This window comes from Pseudomonas sp. S30 (assembly GCF_016518545.1).
Lineage (GTDB): Bacteria > Pseudomonadota > Gammaproteobacteria > Pseudomonadales > Pseudomonadaceae > Aquipseudomonas.
On record NZ_JACVTO010000001.1, the window covers coordinates 518,970 to 535,594 of the forward strand.

Consider the following 16,625-nt stretch of genomic DNA (forward strand, 5'->3'; position numbering starts at 1 on the left):
CCATCACCCTCGTGCGGGCGCGCAGATCGGCGCTGCGGGCACCAGCCCGCCACGACACTTGAGCACCCGCCACTGGGCAGGGCGCGTATCGATGGCGATCCGCAAGGCGGCAGGCGACGGATTGAGCGCCGCAGGCTGAGGGCGGCAGGCAAATGCCATGGCCTCACCGGTTTCGGCGGCCACCTGCAGGCGGCGCAGCGCGCGATCGTCTGCGCGCTCCGGCCAGCAGAGCACGGCTGCACAGCTGCCCGAACGCAGGCATTGCTCGGCCGCCCAGAGTGTCTCGTCCGGCCGGGCCTGGACCTGTACCAGCCAACGCAGGTCGATGCCCGCAGCCTCCCAGGCGGGGGGGAAGGCAATGAACGGCGGTGATACCAGCACCACCCGGTTGCCTTCACCAGTCAATCGAGCCAGCGTCGGCCACAGCAACTGGAGCTCGCCGCAACCGGGGCTGGCCAGGAGCAGCTCGCTCAGCGCGGCTGCAGGCCACCCACCTTCGGGCAATCGGGCATCCAGGGCAACATGGCCGGTGGGCTGCAAACCCAGGCTGCGAGGTTGCGCCTGGCGCCCACGCCAGACATGCCGCTGGTCCAGCAGCCCGTCCAGATCGACGACTGCGCCCATCAGTCACGCCTCAGCAGGCCACAGAACACGCCTTCGATGAAGAACTCGTGCTGGGGACCCACTTCGATGGGTAGATAGGCCGGATTTCGCGCGAGCAAGCGGTATCCACCGGGGACGCGTTCCAGGCGCTTGATCGTGACTTCGCCGTCCAGTCGCGCGACCACGATCTGCCCGTCACGGGCATCGGCCTGCTGGAGAATGCCGACCAGATCGCCGTCCAGAATACCGTCGCCGATCATCGAGTCACCCCGCACCTTGAGCAGGTAGTCGGGCAGGCGGCCGAACAGGCTGGGATCGATGAACACGTGTTCGTGGATGTCCAGGTCCGGCCCGATGGGTGCGCCTGCGGCGACCCGACCGAGCACCGGCAGTTCCAGCCACTCGGGTCGCCGCACGGCTTGAACCAAACGGATGCCCCGCGCCTGGTTGGGCGTGACTTCGATGAAGCCGGCCTGCTGCAGGGCGGTGATGTGCTTGCGGGCCACGCTGCGCGAGGCGAAAGCGAAGCGCTCGGCGATATCCGCCAGGCTCGGGGGCTGGCTGTGATCGGCGATGCGCTGACGGATGAAGTCGAGGATCGCACGGCGTTTGGGGGTCAATGAGTTCATGGAGCACATTTGTACTCTTTTAGTGAAAAACTGAACAGCCCCCTTCGTCGCCCCATTGGTTATGATGACCGCTGAATTGTTTCTTCACTTGCCAGGATGCCCGATGCTGACCGCCCTGCTGTTCGACCTCGATGGAACCTTGACCGACACCGACACCTTGCACTTGCAGGCCTTTCGCACGCTGCTGCACGACCATGACGGCCGCGAGCTGACCCAGGCGCAATTCGACGAACAGATCAGCGGACGCTCCAACGGCCTGCTGTTCAAGGAGCTGTTCCCCCAGGCGAGTGCGGACCAGTGCCAGGCCCTCGCCGAGCGCAAGGAAGCCTTGTTCCGCGAGCTGTCTCCTCGGCTGGAGCCGATGCCAGGCCTGCTTCGCCTGCTGGCGTACGGCGAGCAACAGCGCATCGGCATGTGCGTGGTCACCAACGCGCCGCGACTCAATGCCGAACACATGCTCAAGGCCCTGGGCGTTTCCGAGCGTTTCGACCACGTGCTGGTGGCCGACGAGCTGGCCAGGCCCAAACCCGATCCCCTGCCCTACCTGACCGGATTGCAGCGACTGTCGGCCCAGGCCCAGCGAGCCCTGGCCTTCGAGGACTCGTTGCCCGGTGTGAAAGCCGCGGTGGACGCCGGCATCTTCACCGTCGCCCTGGCCACAACACAGCCGGCGCAGCGCCTGCTGCAGGCCGGGGCCGGACTGGTGATCGATGACTACGACGATCCTCGCCTGTGGGCCTTGATCGATCGGATGCAAGCCGAGGGTTGACCGCAAAGGCCTGCCCTGCCGCTCGACAGGCCGCGGCAGCATCGTGCGGTTGCAGGCCTGGTGAAGCGATGGACCACGGCGGCGCGCCTGGCGGCGGCTCGAGCAGTGTCGCAACTAGACGCGCCGTGCGCTGATCAAGTAGACCACCAGCGCCAGGCCTGGCAACGCTGCCGCGACCATCGCCACGCTCTCCCAGCCGTGACTGGCATACAGGCCGCTGGCCACCGCCGAGCCCAGCGCTCCACCGACGAAGATACTGGTCATGTACAACGCGTTGAGCCGGCCGCGGCTGATCGGGTCCAGTGCATAGACCTCGCGCTGGCCGATCACCATGTTCATCTGCACGGCGAAATCCATCAGCACGCCCGTGAGCGCCAGCCCTACCACACTGGTGCCAGGCTCGGTCAATCCAAACAACAAAGACAGCGGAGCCAGTACCAAGGCCGCTACAGTGGCCAGCCGCGCATGTCCGGCATCGGCCAGACGCCCGGCCACGGGTGCGGCAATCGCCCCATGGCACCGATCAGGGCGAACACGGCGATCTGGCTCTGCGTGAGGCCATGCTCATCTGCCAACGCCAAAGGTACAGCCGTCCAGTACAGACTGAACGCGCCGAACATCAGCGCCTGGTACAGCGCGCGCTGGCGCAGCGTCGGATAACGCCGCAGCATGCCCACCAGTGAGGCCATCAGTGCAGGGTAACTCGCCTTGTGCTCCGGCACCCGGCGCGGCAGGGTCAAGGCCAGCAACACCACCATCGCCCCCATCAATGCCGCCGCCACGACGAACACCATGCGCCAGCCGAAATGGTCGGCGATGAGGCTGGCGGCAGGGCGCGCCAGCAGAATGCCCAACAACAGGCCACCCATGATATTGCCCACCACCCGTCCCCGCTGGCTTTCGGGCGCGAGGTTCGCGGCCAGTGGAATGAGCATCTGTACCGCAACGGAACTGAAGCCGATCAGCAAGGCGTAGCCCAGGAAAATCTGCCCTTGGCCTTGGCCACTGCTGCTGGCCAGCGCCAGACCGACACAGGCCAGCAGGACGGTGGCGATCACCAGGCGGCGGTTCTCGAAAATATCGGCCAGTGGCACCAGCAGGAGCAACCCCACCGCATAGCCGGCCTGGGTGAGGGAAACGATCAAGCTGGCTGTCTTGGGCGACAGGCCAAGGTCCGGGGCGATCAAGCCGATGAGCGGTTGCGCGTAATACAGATTGGCGACGATCGCGCCACAGCAGAACGCCAGCAAGGTCACCAGGCTCGAACTGATGGAGGGGGAAGCGATAGATGATGAAGAACAGGGTGCAGTCATGGACTCGTTCGCGCCAGGGTCGGACATGTCCAGGCACCATAACGGCTCCATCCTGTAGAGGGAATGGCAAGAGGCACGAAAAGCTCCAGCCCAGGGATGGACACGAGCGCCGTACAGGGATCAGCTTGGATCGGGCGAGACGAGGCTCACTGGTCATGCAAAACACAAAACTTAAGGGTTTCGTCAGAAAACGGCAGACCAGCCTGTAATAGTTTTTACATAGAACCTGTGGTCGGGAAATGTGGCACCGTGGCATTATTGACGCCAAAAAAATCCTACACAGATTGATGAACGCATACTTTGCCGCAGGTCATCGGGCTGTCAGATGAGTTGCGCCGGTCCGGCGACGATCCTGCTGCCGTAGACCTGCATGCTGCATTCAAGGAGAAGTGCCATGCAGTTGAGGAACATGAAGATCGGTCTACGGGCAGCGTGCATCTTCGCACTGCTGGGCATTCTGGTGCTCATCATGGGCCTGCTCGCCCTGTACGAGACCAAGCGTATGGACAGCGCCACCGATGAAGTGCGGGTCACCTGGATGCCGGCGATCATCGCGCTGAACGAAATCAGCACGAACCTGGGCCGCGCGCGCGCCCTCACCCTGCGCAGCGTTCTCGAGGACGACCCCGCCAAGCGCCAGGCTACCCTGTCGCGCATCGGCGAGATCAACCAGACGCTCGAAGAGGGGATCAAACGTTACGAAGCCACCATCGTGGAGCAGAAAGACCGCGCACTGTTCACCGCCTTCACCCAGTCGGCCGAGCGCTACCACAGCCTGCAGAAAACCACGCGCGAGGCCGCTGGTGCCGGCGATATCGACGGCGCCAGGCGCGCAATCAACGGGCCGCTGGCCGACTATGCCGACAGCATGATGACGGCCCTGGGCGAGCTGATGAGCTACAACGCCAACGGCGCGGACGAAGCCTCCCAGCGCAGCAGCGACACCTATGACGAAGCCTTCATGCTGCTCGTCGCTTCCCTGATGATCATCCTCATCGCCCTGGCGGCGATCGCCGCACTGCTCACCCGCAGCATCGTCATGCCGTTGGGCGAAGCGGTGCGGGTCGCCGAACGCGTGGCCACCGGCGACCTGACCCAGGACATCCATATCGTCGGTCGCGACGAGCCTGCCTTGCTGCTCAGGGCGCTCAGCCGCATGCAGCAGAGCCTGAGAGACACCCTTCGTCAGATCGCGGCGTCCTCGGACCAACTGGCCTCGGCTTCCGAAGAGCTGCATACCGTCACCGAGGACACCAGCCGAGGCTTGCACCAGCAAAGCGCCGAAATCGATCAGGCCGCCACGGCCGTCAACCAGATGACGGCAGCGGTCGAGGAGGTGGCGAACAATGCGGTCAGTACCGCCGACGCCTCCAAGGGTGCCGACCAGACCACCCGCGACGGTCGTGATCAGGTCAACCAGGCCTTGAGTTCGATCCGGCATCTGGTGGAGGACGTCACCGGCACGTCCGCCGAGATCGAAGCCTTGGCCAGCAGTGCCAACGAGATCAGCCGGGTGCTGGATGTGATCGGCTCGATTGCCGGGCAAACCAATCTGCTGGCCCTCAACGCCGCCATCGAGGCGGCGCGCGCGGGCGAGGCCGGGCGCGGTTTTGCCGTGGTGGCCGACGAGGTGCGTGCATTGGCGCACCGCACCCAGCAGTCCACGGCGGAAATCGAACAGATGATCGGGGGCATCCAGACCGGCACCGAGCGCGCGGTCGGTGCGATGCACACCAGCCAGGGTCGCGCCAGCGGCACGCTGGAAGTGGCCCAGGCCGCCGGTCAAGCCCTGGAGCTGATCGCCGAGGCCATCGCTGCGATCAACCAGCGCAACCTGGTCATCGCCAGCGCCTCGGAACAGCAAGCCCAGGTGGCCCGGGAAGTGGACCGCAACCTGGTAAACATCCGCGACCTGGCCATGCAGACCTCGGCGGGTGCCAACCAGACCAGCGCAGCCGCCCAGGATCTGTCGCGTCTGGCCGTGGAACTCAATGGCATGGTGGCGCAGTTCAAGGTGTAAACAAGCAGGACCTGGGGCCTGCTGGCCCAGGCCGGCTCAGCGCGAGCCGGCAGTTAGCCTGACACCGCGAGGTGAGGGGCCTTGTGCCTGGATCGTATTCACGCCCGGCAGCAGGGCCGCCGGGTCAGTCGTTGAGGGTAACCGCCCTGCCCGCCTTCACCGGCTGGCCACGTGTCGCCAGGCAGTAGTACAGCGGCACCGTGACCATCAGGCCGAACAGCCAGGACAAGTCGGCGCCTTCGACGAGGTTCGAATACGGCCCGACGTACAGCGCCGTGTTGGCGAACGGCAGTTGCACCAGGATCCCGCACACATAGGCGACGATGGCATGGTGGTTGTAACGCCCGTAGATGCCGCCGTCTGCGCGGAAGAACGAGGCGATGTCGTAGTCACCTTTCTTGATCAGGTAGAAGTCCACCAGGTTGATCGATGCCCAGGGCACCAGCACCAGCAGCAGCGCCAGGATCAGGCCGATGAACTGGCCGATGAATCCGGCAGAGGCATTGAGCGCGACCAGTGCGCAGCCCAGCAGGATGATCGACGCCAGCACCACTCGCACCCGCACGCTCGGCGTCCAGTGGGCGAAGAATGTCTGGATCGAGGTGACGATCGACAGCACTGCGCCATACAGATTCAGGGCGTTGTGGCTGACGATATTGAGCAGGAACAGCACCATCAGGATCGGGCCTAGCCAGCCGGTCGCCTGCTTCACCGCATCCATGGCATCGGTGCCTTCAGGTACGCACAGCACGGCCACCGCACCGAAGCTGAAGCACAGGATGGTGCCCAGGGTCGCACCGAAGTAGGTGGCCCAGAAGGGCTTGGCGATACCGATTTCCTTCGGCAGGTAGCGCGAATAGTCCGAGGTGTAGGGCGAGAAACTGATCTGCCAGATGATGCCCAGCGAAACCGTCGCGATGAAGCCCGACAGGTTGAACGCGCCGCGATCGAAGAAATCGGCCGGCAACGGCTGGGTGAACATCATGATGAACCCGGCCAGCAGCGCCGAACCCATGACCCAGGTGCCGAGACGGTTCAGGCTGTGAATGAAGCGATAGCCGATCACCCCGATGGCCGTGGCGCTCAGGGCGCCGATGATGATCGCCGTGGGCATCGGCACGCTCGGCGCGATGCCGTGGATCGACTTGCCCGCCAGCACGATGTTGGAAATGAAGAAGCCGACATAGATCAAGGCCGTGAAGAACACGATCAGCAAGGCACCGTAGCGCCCGAACTGCCCCCTGCTCTGGACCATTTGCGGAATGCCCAGCTGCGGTCCCTGCGCCGAGGCCAGGGCGATGACGATGCCGCCCAGCAGATGCCCCATCACGATGGCGACCAGCCCCCACACCAGGTTCAGGTGAAACACCTGGACCACCATCGCGCCGGTGACGATCGGCAGTGGCGCGATGTTGGTGCTGAACCAGAGGGTGAACAGGTCGCGCGCCTTCCCATGGCGCTCGGACGGGGGAACATGATCGACCGTGTGATTCTCGACAAACTGGTGTTGCGAAGACGGTTGGGACATAGGATTTCAGCTCGAAAGGACGTTTTTATCGTTGTAAGGAAACCGCTCGAGGCGGCCTCTCAGCTGAAGACCATATTATGGTATTCCAAGCTTTTGACAACTCTGCGCTGCCCTTTCAAGGGTCATCTGATCTGCTCAGTGCGTCAGTTCCAACCTTGTGAAGTCACTTCCAGGCCAATGAATCCGGGGCCTTCACCATTCGTCGCAACGGCAATGACCCAGAAAAATTCGCTTGCAATATATGTATTACGGTATACCATCAGACACACCAACGATAAAAACCGCGGACCACCGCACGCCCCATCGAGGTAACGCCATGATCGACGCAACCCTCTACAAGCACGTCCTGGGCTCCTTCCCTTCCGGCGTCACCGTCATCACCACCCTGGACGACGACGGTTCGGTCGTCGGCCTCACTGCCAGCGCCTTTTCCTCCCTGTCGATGGAACCGCCTCTGGTGCTGTTCTGCCCCAACTACAGCTCTGATTCCTACCCTGTGCTGATCAAGCAGAAGCGCTTCGCCATCCACCTGTTGTCCGGTGAGCAGCAGGCCGAAGCTTATGCCTTCGCGAAAAAAGGCAAGGACAAGGCCGAGGGCCTGCAGTGGAGCCTCAGTGCACTGGGCAATCCATTGCTGGCCGGTGCGACCGCCATCATCGAGTGCGAGCTATGGCGCGAATACGAAGGAGGTGATCACGCCATCATGGTCGGCAAGGTGCACAACCTGATCGTGCCCGACGACGCCCCCAGCCCCATGGTCTATTGCCGCGGCAAGATGGCCAGCCTGCCTGCATTCGCCTGAGCCCCTGCCAACGCAGGTCGCCGCACAGCCAGCCTGCGCAGCGCACTGCCGGCAGACGACAATCACCTGCTTCGAGGAACACCCATGAAATTTTCGCTGTTCGTGCACATGGAACGTTGGGATGACCAGGTCAGCCATCGCCAGCTGTTCGAGGATCTGACCGAGCTGACCCTGATGGCCGAACGCGGTGGTTTCGGCACCGTGTGGATCGGCGAACACCACGCCATGGAATACACCATTTCTCCCAGCCCGATGCCTCTGCTGGCCTACCTTGCGGCACGCACCGAGACCATTCGCCTGGGCGCTGGCACCATCATCGCGCCGTTCTGGAACCCGATCCGCGTGGCCGGCGAGTGCGCGCTACTGGATGTCATCAGCAACGGACGTATGGAAGTGGGCCTGGCGCGCGGTGCCTATCAGTTCGAATTCGACCGCATGGCCGCTGGCATGCCTGCCACCGAGGGTGGCAAGGCGCTACGCGAAATGGTGCCGGCCGTGCGAGCCCTGTGGCAGGGCGACTATGCCCATGAGGGCGAGGTCTACAACTTCCCGACCTCCACCAGCGTGCCCAAGCCGGTTCAGCAGGGCATGCCGCCGATGTGGATCGCTGCGCGCGATCCTGATTCGCACAATTTCGCTGTCAAGCATGGCTGCAATGTCATGGTCACGCCGCTGATGAAGGGTGACGAAGAAGTGCTGGACCTGAAGAACAAGTTCCAGGCCGCACTGGACAACAACCCAGAGGTGCCGCGGCCGCAACTGATGGTGCTGCGCCACACCCACGTGCACAGTCCGGCCGATCCGGACGGCTGGAAAGTGGGGGCCCAGGCCATCTCGCGCTTCTATCGCACCTTCGATGCCTGGTTCGGCAACAAGACCACCCCGGTCGACGGCTTCCTGGAGCCGAGCCCGGAGTCGAAGTTCGCCGAAGTCCCGGCCTTCGAGCTGGACAATATCCGCAAGAACACCATGATCGGTACGCCGGAAGAAATCATCGCGCGCATCCGCTACTACCAGGAATTGGGCGTGGACGAGTTCAGCTTCTGGTGCGACAACAGCCTCCCCCATGCCGAGAAACGCAAGTCGCTGGAGCTGTTCATCAACGAAGTCATGCCCGCCTTCGCCTGAAGGCAGCCACGGGCTGCAAGCGGATGAGGGTGTGCCCGTTCCCTTGCAGCCTGCCTTGGCAAAGACCCGCAGCCTCATTGCGCCCAGGCAGGAACACGACTAGTATTATGGTATACCATAAGACAGAAACCATTATCAGGAGCCCCCATGAGCTTTGAAATCCGCAAGATCGTCACTTACTCCGAAGAAACCCTCATCGAAGGCGGCAAGGCCACTGACAAGCCGGTGACCATGGTCGGCCTCGCCGTGGTGATCAAGAACCCATGGGCCGGTCGCGGCTTCGTCGAAGACCTCAAGCCGGAAATCCGCGCGCACAGCTCCGAACTCGGTGCCCTGATGGTCGAGCGCCTGACCGCCGCCATTGGCGGTGCCGACAAGATCGAAGCCTACGGCAAGGCTGCGGTAGTGGGCGCCGACGGTGAGATCGAACATGCCTCGGCCGTGATCCACACCCTGCGTTTCGGTAACCATTACCGCGAAGCCGTACAGGCCAAGAGCTACCTGAGCTTCACCAACAAGCGCGGCGGCCCTGGCACATCGATCCAGATTCCGATGATGCAAAAGGACGACGAAGGCCTGCGCTCGCACTACATCACCCTCGAAATGCAGATCGAGGACGCCCCGCGCGCCGACGAAATCGTCGTGGTCCTGGGCGCCGCCGACGGGGGCCGCCTGCACCCGCGCATCGGCAACCGCTACATCGACCTGCAAGAGCTGGCAGCCGAGAAAGCCAGCGCTCAATAACATCACCTACAGCGGCCGATGCAATGCGTGCGCGCATCGGCCCCGAAGGAGCGCCACCCATGATTCAGCCTGTCGCTGAACGTACACCTGCCGGGACCAGCTACCTGAGCCTGGGCCAGGGCCAACCCGTGGTGCTGATCCACGGCGTGGGCCTGAACAAGGAAATGTGGGGCGGGCAGTTCGTCGGCCTGGCCGCGGACTATCGGGTCATCGCCTACGACATGCTCGGCCATGGCCAGAGTGCGTTGCCGGCCCCCGATACCGACCTGCAAGGTTATGCCACGCAACTGGTCGAGCTGCTCGATCACCTGCAGATCACCCAGGCCACGGTCATCGGCTTTTCCATGGGTGGCCTGGTCGCTCGCGCCTTCGCCCTGCACCATCCACAGCGCCTGTCGGGGCTGGTGGTGCTCAACAGCGTGTTCAACCGCAGCCCGGAACAGAGCGCCGGGGTGATCGCGCGAGCGGCCCAGGCCGCGGCATTGGGACCCGATGCCAACGTCGACGCGGCACTGGACCGATGGTTCAGCCGCGAGTACAAGGCCGCCAACCCTGCGCAGATCGCCGCCATCCGCCAGGTACTGGCCAGCAATGACCCGCAGGGCTACCACACCACTTATTCACTGTTCGCCACCCAGGACATGTACCGTGCCCAGGACCTGGGCAGCATCCAGGTGCCGACGCTGATCGCCACTGGCGAGCTCGATACCGGCTCCACGCCGGCCATGACCCGCCAGCTCGCTTCGCGCATTCCCGGTGCCCGCAGCGTGGTGCTCGCCGAGCAACGGCACATGATGCCCGTGGAGGCCCCGCGCGAAGTCAATCGCCTGCTGCTGGACTTCCTGCGAGAAGCCCGCACACTCACCGAATCCGCCAAGGGAATAGTCGCATGACCCTCGTTCGTTTCCAGATGTGCATCGATGGCCAGTGGCGCGATGCCCACAGCGGCAAGACCTTCGACAGCCTTGATCCAGCGACCGCCCAGCCCTGGGCGCGACTGCCCGATGCCGACGAGCAGGATGTCGAACTGGCCGTGCAGGCGGCCCAACGCGCTTTCGAGGCCACGGCCTGGCGCGGCCTCACCGCCACCGCACGGGGCAAGTTGCTGCGCCGCCTGGGCGATCTGATCGCCGAGAACAAGGAGCACCTGGCGCAGCTGGAAAGCCGTGACAACGGCAAGCTGATCCGCGAGACCCGTGGCCAGGTCGGCTACCTGCCAGAGTTCTTCCATTACACCGCCGGGCTGGCCGACAAGCTCGAAGGCGGCACCCTGCCCTTGGACAAGCCCGACCTGTTCGCCTACACCGTGCACGAGCCGATCGGCGTGGTCGCCGGGATCATTCCGTGGAACAGCCCGCTGTACCTGACCGCGATCAAGCTGGCCCCAGCCCTGGCGGCCGGTAATACCATCGTGCTCAAGCCGTCCGAGCATGCATCGGCGACCATCCTGGAACTGGCGCGCCTGGCGCTCGAAGCCGGCTTCCCGGCCGGCGTAGTCAACGTGGTGACCGGTTTCGGCCCGAGCACCGGTGCCGCCCTCACCCGCCATCCGCTGGTACGCAAGATCGCCTTCACCGGCGGCGCCGCCACGGCGCGGCACGTGGTGCGCAGCAGCGCCGAGAATTTCGCCAAGCTGTCCCTGGAGCTGGGCGGCAAATCACCGAACATCATCTTCGCCGACGCCGACCTGGACAGCGCCATCAACGGTGCGGTCGCCGGGATCTATGCCGCTTCCGGGCAGAGCTGCGTGGCCGGCTCCCGGTTGCTGGTGCAGGACGAGATTTTCGATGAGTTCGTCGAGCGCTTGATCGAACGGGCCAAGCGCATTCGTATCGGCAACCCGCAGGATGACGCCAGCGAAATGGGCCCGATGGCCACCGCCCAGCAACTGGCCGTGGTCGAGGGCCTGGTCGCCGCAGCCAAAGCCGAGGGTGCCATCCTGCGCATGGGCGGCAAACGCGCCGAGGTTCCAGGCGATGGATGGTTCTACGAGCCCACACTGTTCGAGTGCGACAGCCATGCGCTGACCATCATGCAGGAAGAAGTGTTCGGACCGGTGGCGGCCGTGATTCGCTTCAAGACCGAAGAGCAGGCCCTGGCGATGGCCAACGATTCACAGTTCGGTCTGGCCGCCGGTATCTGGACCCGCGACCTGGGCCGTGCCCACCGCCTGGCGCGCGACGTACGCTCGGGTATCATCTGGGTCAACACCTACCGTGCGGTCTCGGCCATGGCGCCGATCGGCGGATTCAAGAACAGTGGCTACGGCCGTGAGAGCGGCATCGACTCGGTACTGGCCTACACCGAGCTCAAGACCGTGTGGATCAACCTGTCCACCGCGCCCATGCCCGACCCTTTTGTGATGCGTTGAAGAGGTAGCACGCGATGATCGAACCTGGCATCTACAAAGACGTGATGGGCTCCTTCCCTTCCGGTGTGACCGTGGTCACCACGCTGGACCCTGCCGGCAGTATCGTGGGCATCACCGCCAGCGCTTTCAGCGCGCTGTCGATCGACCCGGCGCTGGTGCTGTTCTGCCCCAATTACGCGTCCGATACCTACCCGATCCTGCGCGACAGCAAGCAGTTCGCGATCCACTTGCTGTCGGCCGGGCAGACCGCCGAGGCTTATGCTTTCGCCGGCAAAGGCAAGGACAAGGCCAAGGGCATCGAATGGCACCTCAGCGAACTGGGCAACCCGCTGCTGCCCAGAGCCACGGCGATCATCGAGTGCGAGCTGTGGCGCGAGTACGACGGTGGCGATCATGCGATCATCGTCGGCGCGGTGAAGAACCTGGTACTGCCGGCCGAGCCGCTGACGCCGATGGTCTATCACAAGGGCAAGCTGGGCGCTCTGCCGACCCTGGGCTGAGCCTGGCGTCGTCGAGCAACCACCTGGCCGTATCCGCTTTACGGGGGCTCTGCCGTCACCCTCATCTTCGTCTCGGCCCCCTTTTTCCATTCGTTTCAAGCAGGAGAGCTGCCGATGAGCGACGAGAAGTATCAGAAAGGCCTGCAGATCCGTACCCAGGTGCTCGGCGAGGAGTACGTCAATCGCTCGCTACAGAATGCCGACGATTTCACCAAGCCGTTGCAGGAACTGGTGACCGAGTACTGCTGGGGGCATGTGTGGGGCCGCGACGGCTTGTCGCTCAAAGAGCGCAGCATGATAAACTTGGCGATGATTTCCGCCCTCAACCGGCCCCACGAGCTCAAGCTGCACATCCGCGGCGCCTTGCGCAATGGGCTGAGCCGGGAACAGATCCGTGAAATCCTGCTCCAGGTCGGCATCTATTGCGGCGTACCCGCGGCGGTGGACAGCTTCCGCCTGGCACGCGAGGCGTTCGCCGAAGCCGACGCGGAGCCCACCCGTTAACAGCGGGCCGTTCGAACTACTGCAAGGAGCACCTGGGTTCGGGATGCTCCGCCCCTGGTGCAACGGCCCCCTACAGAGCTCCCCCGATGAAACGCCAGCCACTGGACGACAGCTTCAAGGTCAATCGCAACCCCGTCACGCTCCGCGAAATCGTGCTCGACAAGCTGCGCGGCGCGATCATGAATTTCCATCTGCTGCCAGGTGATCGGCTGGTCGAGCGAGACCTGTGCGATCGCCTGGGGGTCAGCCGCACATCGGTGCGCGAGGCGCTGCGCCACCTGGAATCCGAAGGCCTGGTGGAGTTCGCCGACGCCAAGGGGCCACGCGTGGCCATCATCACCCTCGAGGACGCGCGCGACATCTACGAGCTGCGCTGTGTGCTGGAGGGGCTGATCGTGCAGTTGTTCACCCTCAACGCCAAGGCCAAGGACATCCGGGCGCTGGAGCGCGCGCTGGAGGTGAACCGCGAGGCACTTGAAGAAGGCGAGCTGCAACAGGTGATCGATTCGGTGCAAGGCTTCTACGACGTGCTGCTCGAAGGCTCCGGCAACCAGGTCGCCGCCACCCAGCTACGCCAGTTGCAGGCGCGCATCAGCTACCTGCGGGCGACCTCGGTGTCGCAACACAATCGTCGCGGTGCCAGCAACCGGGAAATGGAAAAGATGGTCGAGGCGATCAAGAGCGGCGACCCGCAGGCTGCGCACCAAGCCTCTGTCGATCACGTGCGCGCCGCCGCCAAGGTAGCCCTGGAGTATCTGCGCCAGAAGCAGGACGACGACACACCAGTGCGCGACATCGTCGCCCCCCTGGCCCTGAAGGACCCTCGCATAGGTCGCTGACATGCCCAACGCCCCGCGCTACTGCCCGCACTGCACCACGGCACTGGACCAGGGCGTTCCTGGCGGCGATACACACTCACGCCTGCACTGTCGTGCCTGCGGCTTCGTGCATTATGTCAATCCGAAGATCATCGCCGGGTGCATCATCGAGCGCGAGGGTCAGTACTTGCTGTGTCAACGCGCCATTCCACCACGCCCCGGCACCTGGACCTTGCCGGCCGGCTTCATGGAAGCCGGCGAAAGCACCGAGCAGGCAGCCCTGCGCGAGGTGTGGGAAGAAACCGGCGTGCGCGCCGATATCGTGTCGCCCTATTCGATCTTCAGCGTGCCGACCATCAGCGAGGTGTACATCATCTTCCGTGCCGTCGCCACCGAGGAAACCGGGCAGTTCGGTGCCGAAACCCTCGACTATCGCTTCTTCGCCCCGCAGGACATTCCCTGGGATGCCATCTACTACCCTGCCATCCGGCAGATTCTCGAACGCTACATCCTCGAACGCCAGGCCGGCGTGTACGGCATCTACATGGGCAACGACGATACCGGCAAGGTGCACTTCATCCGTTGATCGGTCTCGGCCAAGCGGCACAGCCCGCACGCCCCCGGCGTCACTGCGTCACGTATAAATCGCTCGCCAGGGCTGCCGTGGCAGTGCACCCTATGCATCTACTCGCGATCCCGATGGCTTGACACATGGCGAAATGGCTAGAAGGCGGCGGGCAGATGGCCGAGCGCATTCGCGCCCACGACTGGGCGGCGACGCCACTGGGGCCACTGCACGCCTGGCCCGACGAACTCAAGACCACCGTGGCCCTGTGCCTGGCCTCGCGCTTCGCGCAGGCCGTACTCTGGGGCGACGCGCTGATCACCCTCTACAATGACGCGTTCTGCGAAATCCTCGGCGACAAACCCCTGGCCCTCGGGCGTCCTTTCAGCGAGGTGTGGCAGGAGGCCTGGAGCGACATCAGTGTCTTGGCCAGTCGTGCCATGGACGGTGAGGCCGTGTACATCGAGGATTTTCCGCTGATCATCGACCGTAGTCACGGTCCGGAGCGCGCCTACTTCACCTTCTGTTACAGCCCCATCCGCAACCATCAAGGTCGGGTGGTCGGCATGCTTGATACCGTCAGCGAGACCACCGCCAGCGTCGTCGCCAACCAGCGTCTGAAGTTTCTCGACGACCTGGGCCGCGCCGTTGCCAACGTCACCGAGCCCGATGACATCCTGGCCATCACCACCGCCAGGCTGGGTGAGCACCTGAACCTTTCCAGCTGTGCCTACGCCATCATGCATCCGGACCAGGACGGCTTCACCGTCTGCGGCAACTGGGTGGCGCCTGGTCTGCCAGCGCTGCTGGGCGACTATCGGCTGAGCGATTTCGGCGCGCTGTCACACCGCCGCCTGCGTGCCGGCGAGGCGCTGACGATCAGCGACCGGGACGCCGAAGTGCCGGCACACGAAGCGGTCGCGTTTCAGTCCATGGGTGTCGGCGCCACCATTTGCATGCCACTGGTCAAGGAGGGCCGACTGACCGCGCTGATGGCCATCAACGATCGCTCGCCACGGGTCTGGAGCGCCTACGATCACGCCCTGATCAGCGAAGTCACCGAGCGTTCCTGGGCGCATATCCAGAGGGTCCAGGCCAGCACCGAGGCCCGCGAGACCTTGAAGGCCCTGGAAGCACTCAACGCCACGCTGGAACAGCGCGTGGAAGAACGTACCGCGCAGCTGCTGCACACCGAAGCACTGCTGCGTCAGACCCAGAAGCTCGAGGCCATCGGTCAGCTCACCGGTGGCGTGGCCCACGATTTCAACAACCTGCTGACGATCATTCGCTCGTCGCTGCACTTTCTCCAGCGTCCGAACCTGGATGACGACCGTCGCCAGCGCTATCTCAAAACCGTGGCCGAGACCGTCGACCGTGGCGCCAAGCTCACCGGCCAGTTACTCGCCTTCGCCCGTCGCCAGGCGCTCAGCCCGCAGGTGTTCGAAGTGGGCCCGCGGTTACAGGCCATGGCCGAGATGCTCGATACCGCCACCGGTGCACGCGTGGAAGTCTCCCTGGAGCTGCCGGCCACTCCCTGCTACATCCGCGCCGACCTCGCTCAGCTGGAAACGGCGGTCATCAACCTGATGATCAATGGCCGCGACGCCATGAACGGCGAAGGTGTGCTGTGCCTGCGTCTGACAGCCGATCAGTCGCTACCGGCGCAGCGGGGCCAGCCGGACGTGAGCAAGAGGTTTGCGGCAATCTCGGTGGTCGATGATGGCGTGGGCATCACCCAGGCACTGCTCGAGCGCATATTCGACCCGTTCTTCACCACCAAGGCTTCGGGCCATGGCACCGGCCTCGGTCTGTCCCAGGTGATCGGCTTCGTCAAGCAGTCTGGCGGCGACGTGCAGGTGACCAGCGAACCGGGCAAGGGCACGACCTTCACCTTGTATCTACCCCAGGAGTCGGCCAGCGCCGTCTTGGCGACGGCCGAGCCCAGCCCGACGCCGGTGGTGGAACACGGCCCGAGGCGGATCCTGGTGGTCGAGGACAACCGTGACCTGGGCAGCTTCACTGCGCAGATTCTCAAGGACAATGGCTATCGGGTCAGCTGGGCGACCTCCGCCGAGGATGCCCTGGCGCAATTGCACATGACCGAAGACGGCTTCGACGTGGTGTTCTCCGACGTGGTGATGCCTGGCATGGGCGGCCTGGCGCTGGCTGGACAATTGCGCCAGAGCCGTCCGCAACTGCCGATCATCCTTACGTCCGGGTACAGCGACGCGATCGCCGAGGGTGCCCATCAAGGCTTCCCCTTCCTGGCCAAACCTTACTCGGCCGAGCAGGTGTGCCAGATGCTCGACACGGTACTGGGCCCGGCGTGAC

The 16,625-nt window shown here is 64.1% G+C and carries 15 protein-coding genes and 1 pseudogene; 12 read left to right on the plus strand and 4 right to left on the minus strand.

All coding sequences use genetic code 11. The features are described 5' to 3' along the window. Window positions 1-3: 3 nt before the first annotated feature. Window positions 4-624 carry a translesion DNA synthesis-associated protein ImuA gene (gene imuA, locus IAE34_RS02385; RefSeq protein ID WP_200137242.1) on the minus strand — a complete coding sequence of 207 codons (621 nt, stop codon included), beginning with the start codon at window positions 622-624 and terminating at the stop codon, window positions 4-6. Beyond that, window positions 624-1,241 (minus strand): transcriptional repressor LexA, encoded by a 618-nt coding sequence (gene lexA / locus IAE34_RS02390; protein WP_233630877.1) that lies wholly within the window; start codon window positions 1,239-1,241, stop codon window positions 624-626. Before lexA ends, imuA begins: the two co-directional genes overlap by 1 nt. A gap of 94 nt (window positions 1,242-1,335) precedes the next feature. On the opposite strand from lexA, the gene IAE34_RS02395 reads away from it, so the two are divergent. Further along, window positions 1,336-2,001 carry an HAD family hydrolase gene (locus tag IAE34_RS02395; protein ID WP_200137244.1) on the plus strand — a complete coding sequence of 222 codons (666 nt, stop codon included), beginning with the start codon at window positions 1,336-1,338 and terminating at the stop codon, window positions 1,999-2,001. A 114-nt stretch (window positions 2,002-2,115) separates the two neighbouring features. Here the strand turns inward: IAE34_RS02395 and IAE34_RS02400 are convergent. Continuing rightward, window positions 2,116-3,314: pseudogene (locus IAE34_RS02400) on the minus strand (MFS transporter). Between the two features lie 409 nt (window positions 3,315-3,723). On the opposite strand from IAE34_RS02400, the gene IAE34_RS02405 reads away from it, so the two are divergent. Then, a complete protein-coding gene (locus IAE34_RS02405) occupies window positions 3,724-5,334 on the plus strand; it encodes a methyl-accepting chemotaxis protein (protein ID WP_442793254.1) in 1,611 nt (536 codons plus the stop codon). 124 nt (window positions 5,335-5,458) lie between these two features. Here IAE34_RS02405 and IAE34_RS02410 read toward each other — a convergent pair whose 3' ends face one another. Then, window positions 5,459-6,862: a purine-cytosine permease family protein gene (locus IAE34_RS02410; protein WP_200137246.1), complete on the minus strand. Its 1,404-nt coding sequence runs from the start codon at window positions 6,860-6,862 to the stop codon at window positions 5,459-5,461. 316 nt (window positions 6,863-7,178) lie between these two features. On the opposite strand from IAE34_RS02410, the gene IAE34_RS02415 reads away from it, so the two are divergent. The 10 genes from IAE34_RS02415 (at window position 7,179) to IAE34_RS02460 (ending at window position 16,624) form a co-directional block, all read left to right on the plus strand. After that, a complete protein-coding gene (locus IAE34_RS02415) occupies window positions 7,179-7,664 on the plus strand; it encodes a flavin reductase family protein (RefSeq protein WP_200137247.1) in 486 nt (161 codons plus the stop codon). Window positions 7,665-7,748: 84 nt separating this feature from the next. Beyond that, complete coding sequence (locus tag IAE34_RS02420) at window positions 7,749-8,792, plus strand: LLM class flavin-dependent oxidoreductase (protein ID WP_200137248.1); 1,044 nt, start codon at window positions 7,749-7,751, stop codon at window positions 8,790-8,792. Window positions 8,793-8,939: 147 nt separating this feature from the next. Further along, a complete protein-coding gene (locus IAE34_RS02425) occupies window positions 8,940-9,536 on the plus strand; it encodes an amino acid synthesis family protein (protein ID WP_200137249.1) in 597 nt (198 codons plus the stop codon). Window positions 9,537-9,595: 59 nt separating this feature from the next. Beyond that, a complete protein-coding gene (locus IAE34_RS02430) occupies window positions 9,596-10,429 on the plus strand; it encodes an alpha/beta fold hydrolase (protein ID WP_200137250.1) in 834 nt (277 codons plus the stop codon). After that, entirely contained in the window at window positions 10,426-11,907 is a 1,482-nt protein-coding gene (locus tag IAE34_RS02435) for an aldehyde dehydrogenase (RefSeq protein WP_200137251.1), read from the plus strand. Before IAE34_RS02430 ends, IAE34_RS02435 begins: the two co-directional genes overlap by 4 nt. Window positions 11,908-11,921: 14 nt before the next feature. After that, window positions 11,922-12,407, plus strand: coding sequence for a flavin reductase family protein (locus tag IAE34_RS02440; protein ID WP_200137252.1), 486 nt, complete (start codon window positions 11,922-11,924; stop codon window positions 12,405-12,407). Between the two features lie 114 nt (window positions 12,408-12,521). After that, entirely contained in the window at window positions 12,522-12,911 is a 390-nt protein-coding gene (locus IAE34_RS02445; RefSeq protein ID WP_200137253.1) for a carboxymuconolactone decarboxylase family protein, read from the plus strand. 86 nt (window positions 12,912-12,997) lie between these two features. Further along, window positions 12,998-13,750, plus strand: a complete 753-nt coding sequence (locus IAE34_RS02450) for a GntR family transcriptional regulator (RefSeq protein ID WP_200137254.1) — start codon at window positions 12,998-13,000, stop codon at window positions 13,748-13,750. A gap of 1 nt (window position 13,751) precedes the next feature. Then, the gene (locus IAE34_RS02455; RefSeq protein WP_200137255.1) at window positions 13,752-14,315 is read left to right on the plus strand and encodes an NUDIX hydrolase; all 564 of its coding nucleotides are present in this window, start codon (window positions 13,752-13,754) and stop codon (window positions 14,313-14,315) included. A 125-nt stretch (window positions 14,316-14,440) separates the two neighbouring features. Next, window positions 14,441-16,624 carry a GAF domain-containing hybrid sensor histidine kinase/response regulator gene (locus IAE34_RS02460; RefSeq protein ID WP_200137256.1) on the plus strand — a complete coding sequence of 728 codons (2,184 nt, stop codon included), beginning with the start codon at window positions 14,441-14,443 and terminating at the stop codon, window positions 16,622-16,624. Window position 16,625: the final 1 nt, after the last annotated feature.

Excerpts from the sequence above, each read along its gene's own strand:
- IAE34_RS02445 (WP_200137253.1), top strand. The coding sequence starts at position 12,522 with ATGAGCGACGAGAAGTATCAGAAAGGCCTGCAGATCCGTACCCAGGTG.
- IAE34_RS02425 (WP_200137249.1), top strand. The coding sequence starts at position 8,940 with ATGAGCTTTGAAATCCGCAAGATCGTCACTTACTCCGAAGAAACCCTC.
- IAE34_RS02435 (WP_200137251.1), top strand. The coding sequence starts at position 10,426 with ATGACCCTCGTTCGTTTCCAGATGTGCATCGATGGCCAGTGGCGCGAT.
- IAE34_RS02420 (WP_200137248.1), top strand. The coding sequence starts at position 7,749 with ATGAAATTTTCGCTGTTCGTGCACATGGAACGTTGGGATGACCAGGTC.
- imuA (WP_200137242.1), bottom strand. The coding sequence starts at position 624 with ATGGGCGCAGTCGTCGATCTGGACGGGCTGCTGGACCAGCGGCATGTC.
- IAE34_RS02440 (WP_200137252.1), top strand. The coding sequence starts at position 11,922 with ATGATCGAACCTGGCATCTACAAAGACGTGATGGGCTCCTTCCCTTCC.
- IAE34_RS02430 (WP_200137250.1), top strand. The coding sequence starts at position 9,596 with ATGATTCAGCCTGTCGCTGAACGTACACCTGCCGGGACCAGCTACCTG.
- IAE34_RS02455 (WP_200137255.1), top strand. The coding sequence starts at position 13,752 with ATGCCCAACGCCCCGCGCTACTGCCCGCACTGCACCACGGCACTGGAC.
- lexA (WP_233630877.1), bottom strand. The coding sequence starts at position 1,241 with ATGTGCTCCATGAACTCATTGACCCCCAAACGCCGTGCGATCCTCGAC.
- IAE34_RS02450 (WP_200137254.1), top strand. The coding sequence starts at position 12,998 with ATGAAACGCCAGCCACTGGACGACAGCTTCAAGGTCAATCGCAACCCC.
- IAE34_RS02415 (WP_200137247.1), top strand. The coding sequence starts at position 7,179 with ATGATCGACGCAACCCTCTACAAGCACGTCCTGGGCTCCTTCCCTTCC.
- IAE34_RS02460 (WP_200137256.1), top strand. The coding sequence starts at position 14,441 with ATGGCGAAATGGCTAGAAGGCGGCGGGCAGATGGCCGAGCGCATTCGC.
- IAE34_RS02395 (WP_200137244.1), top strand. The coding sequence starts at position 1,336 with ATGCTGACCGCCCTGCTGTTCGACCTCGATGGAACCTTGACCGACACC.
- IAE34_RS02405 (WP_442793254.1), top strand. The coding sequence starts at position 3,724 with ATGAAGATCGGTCTACGGGCAGCGTGCATCTTCGCACTGCTGGGCATT.
- IAE34_RS02410 (WP_200137246.1), bottom strand. The coding sequence starts at position 6,862 with ATGTCCCAACCGTCTTCGCAACACCAGTTTGTCGAGAATCACACGGTC.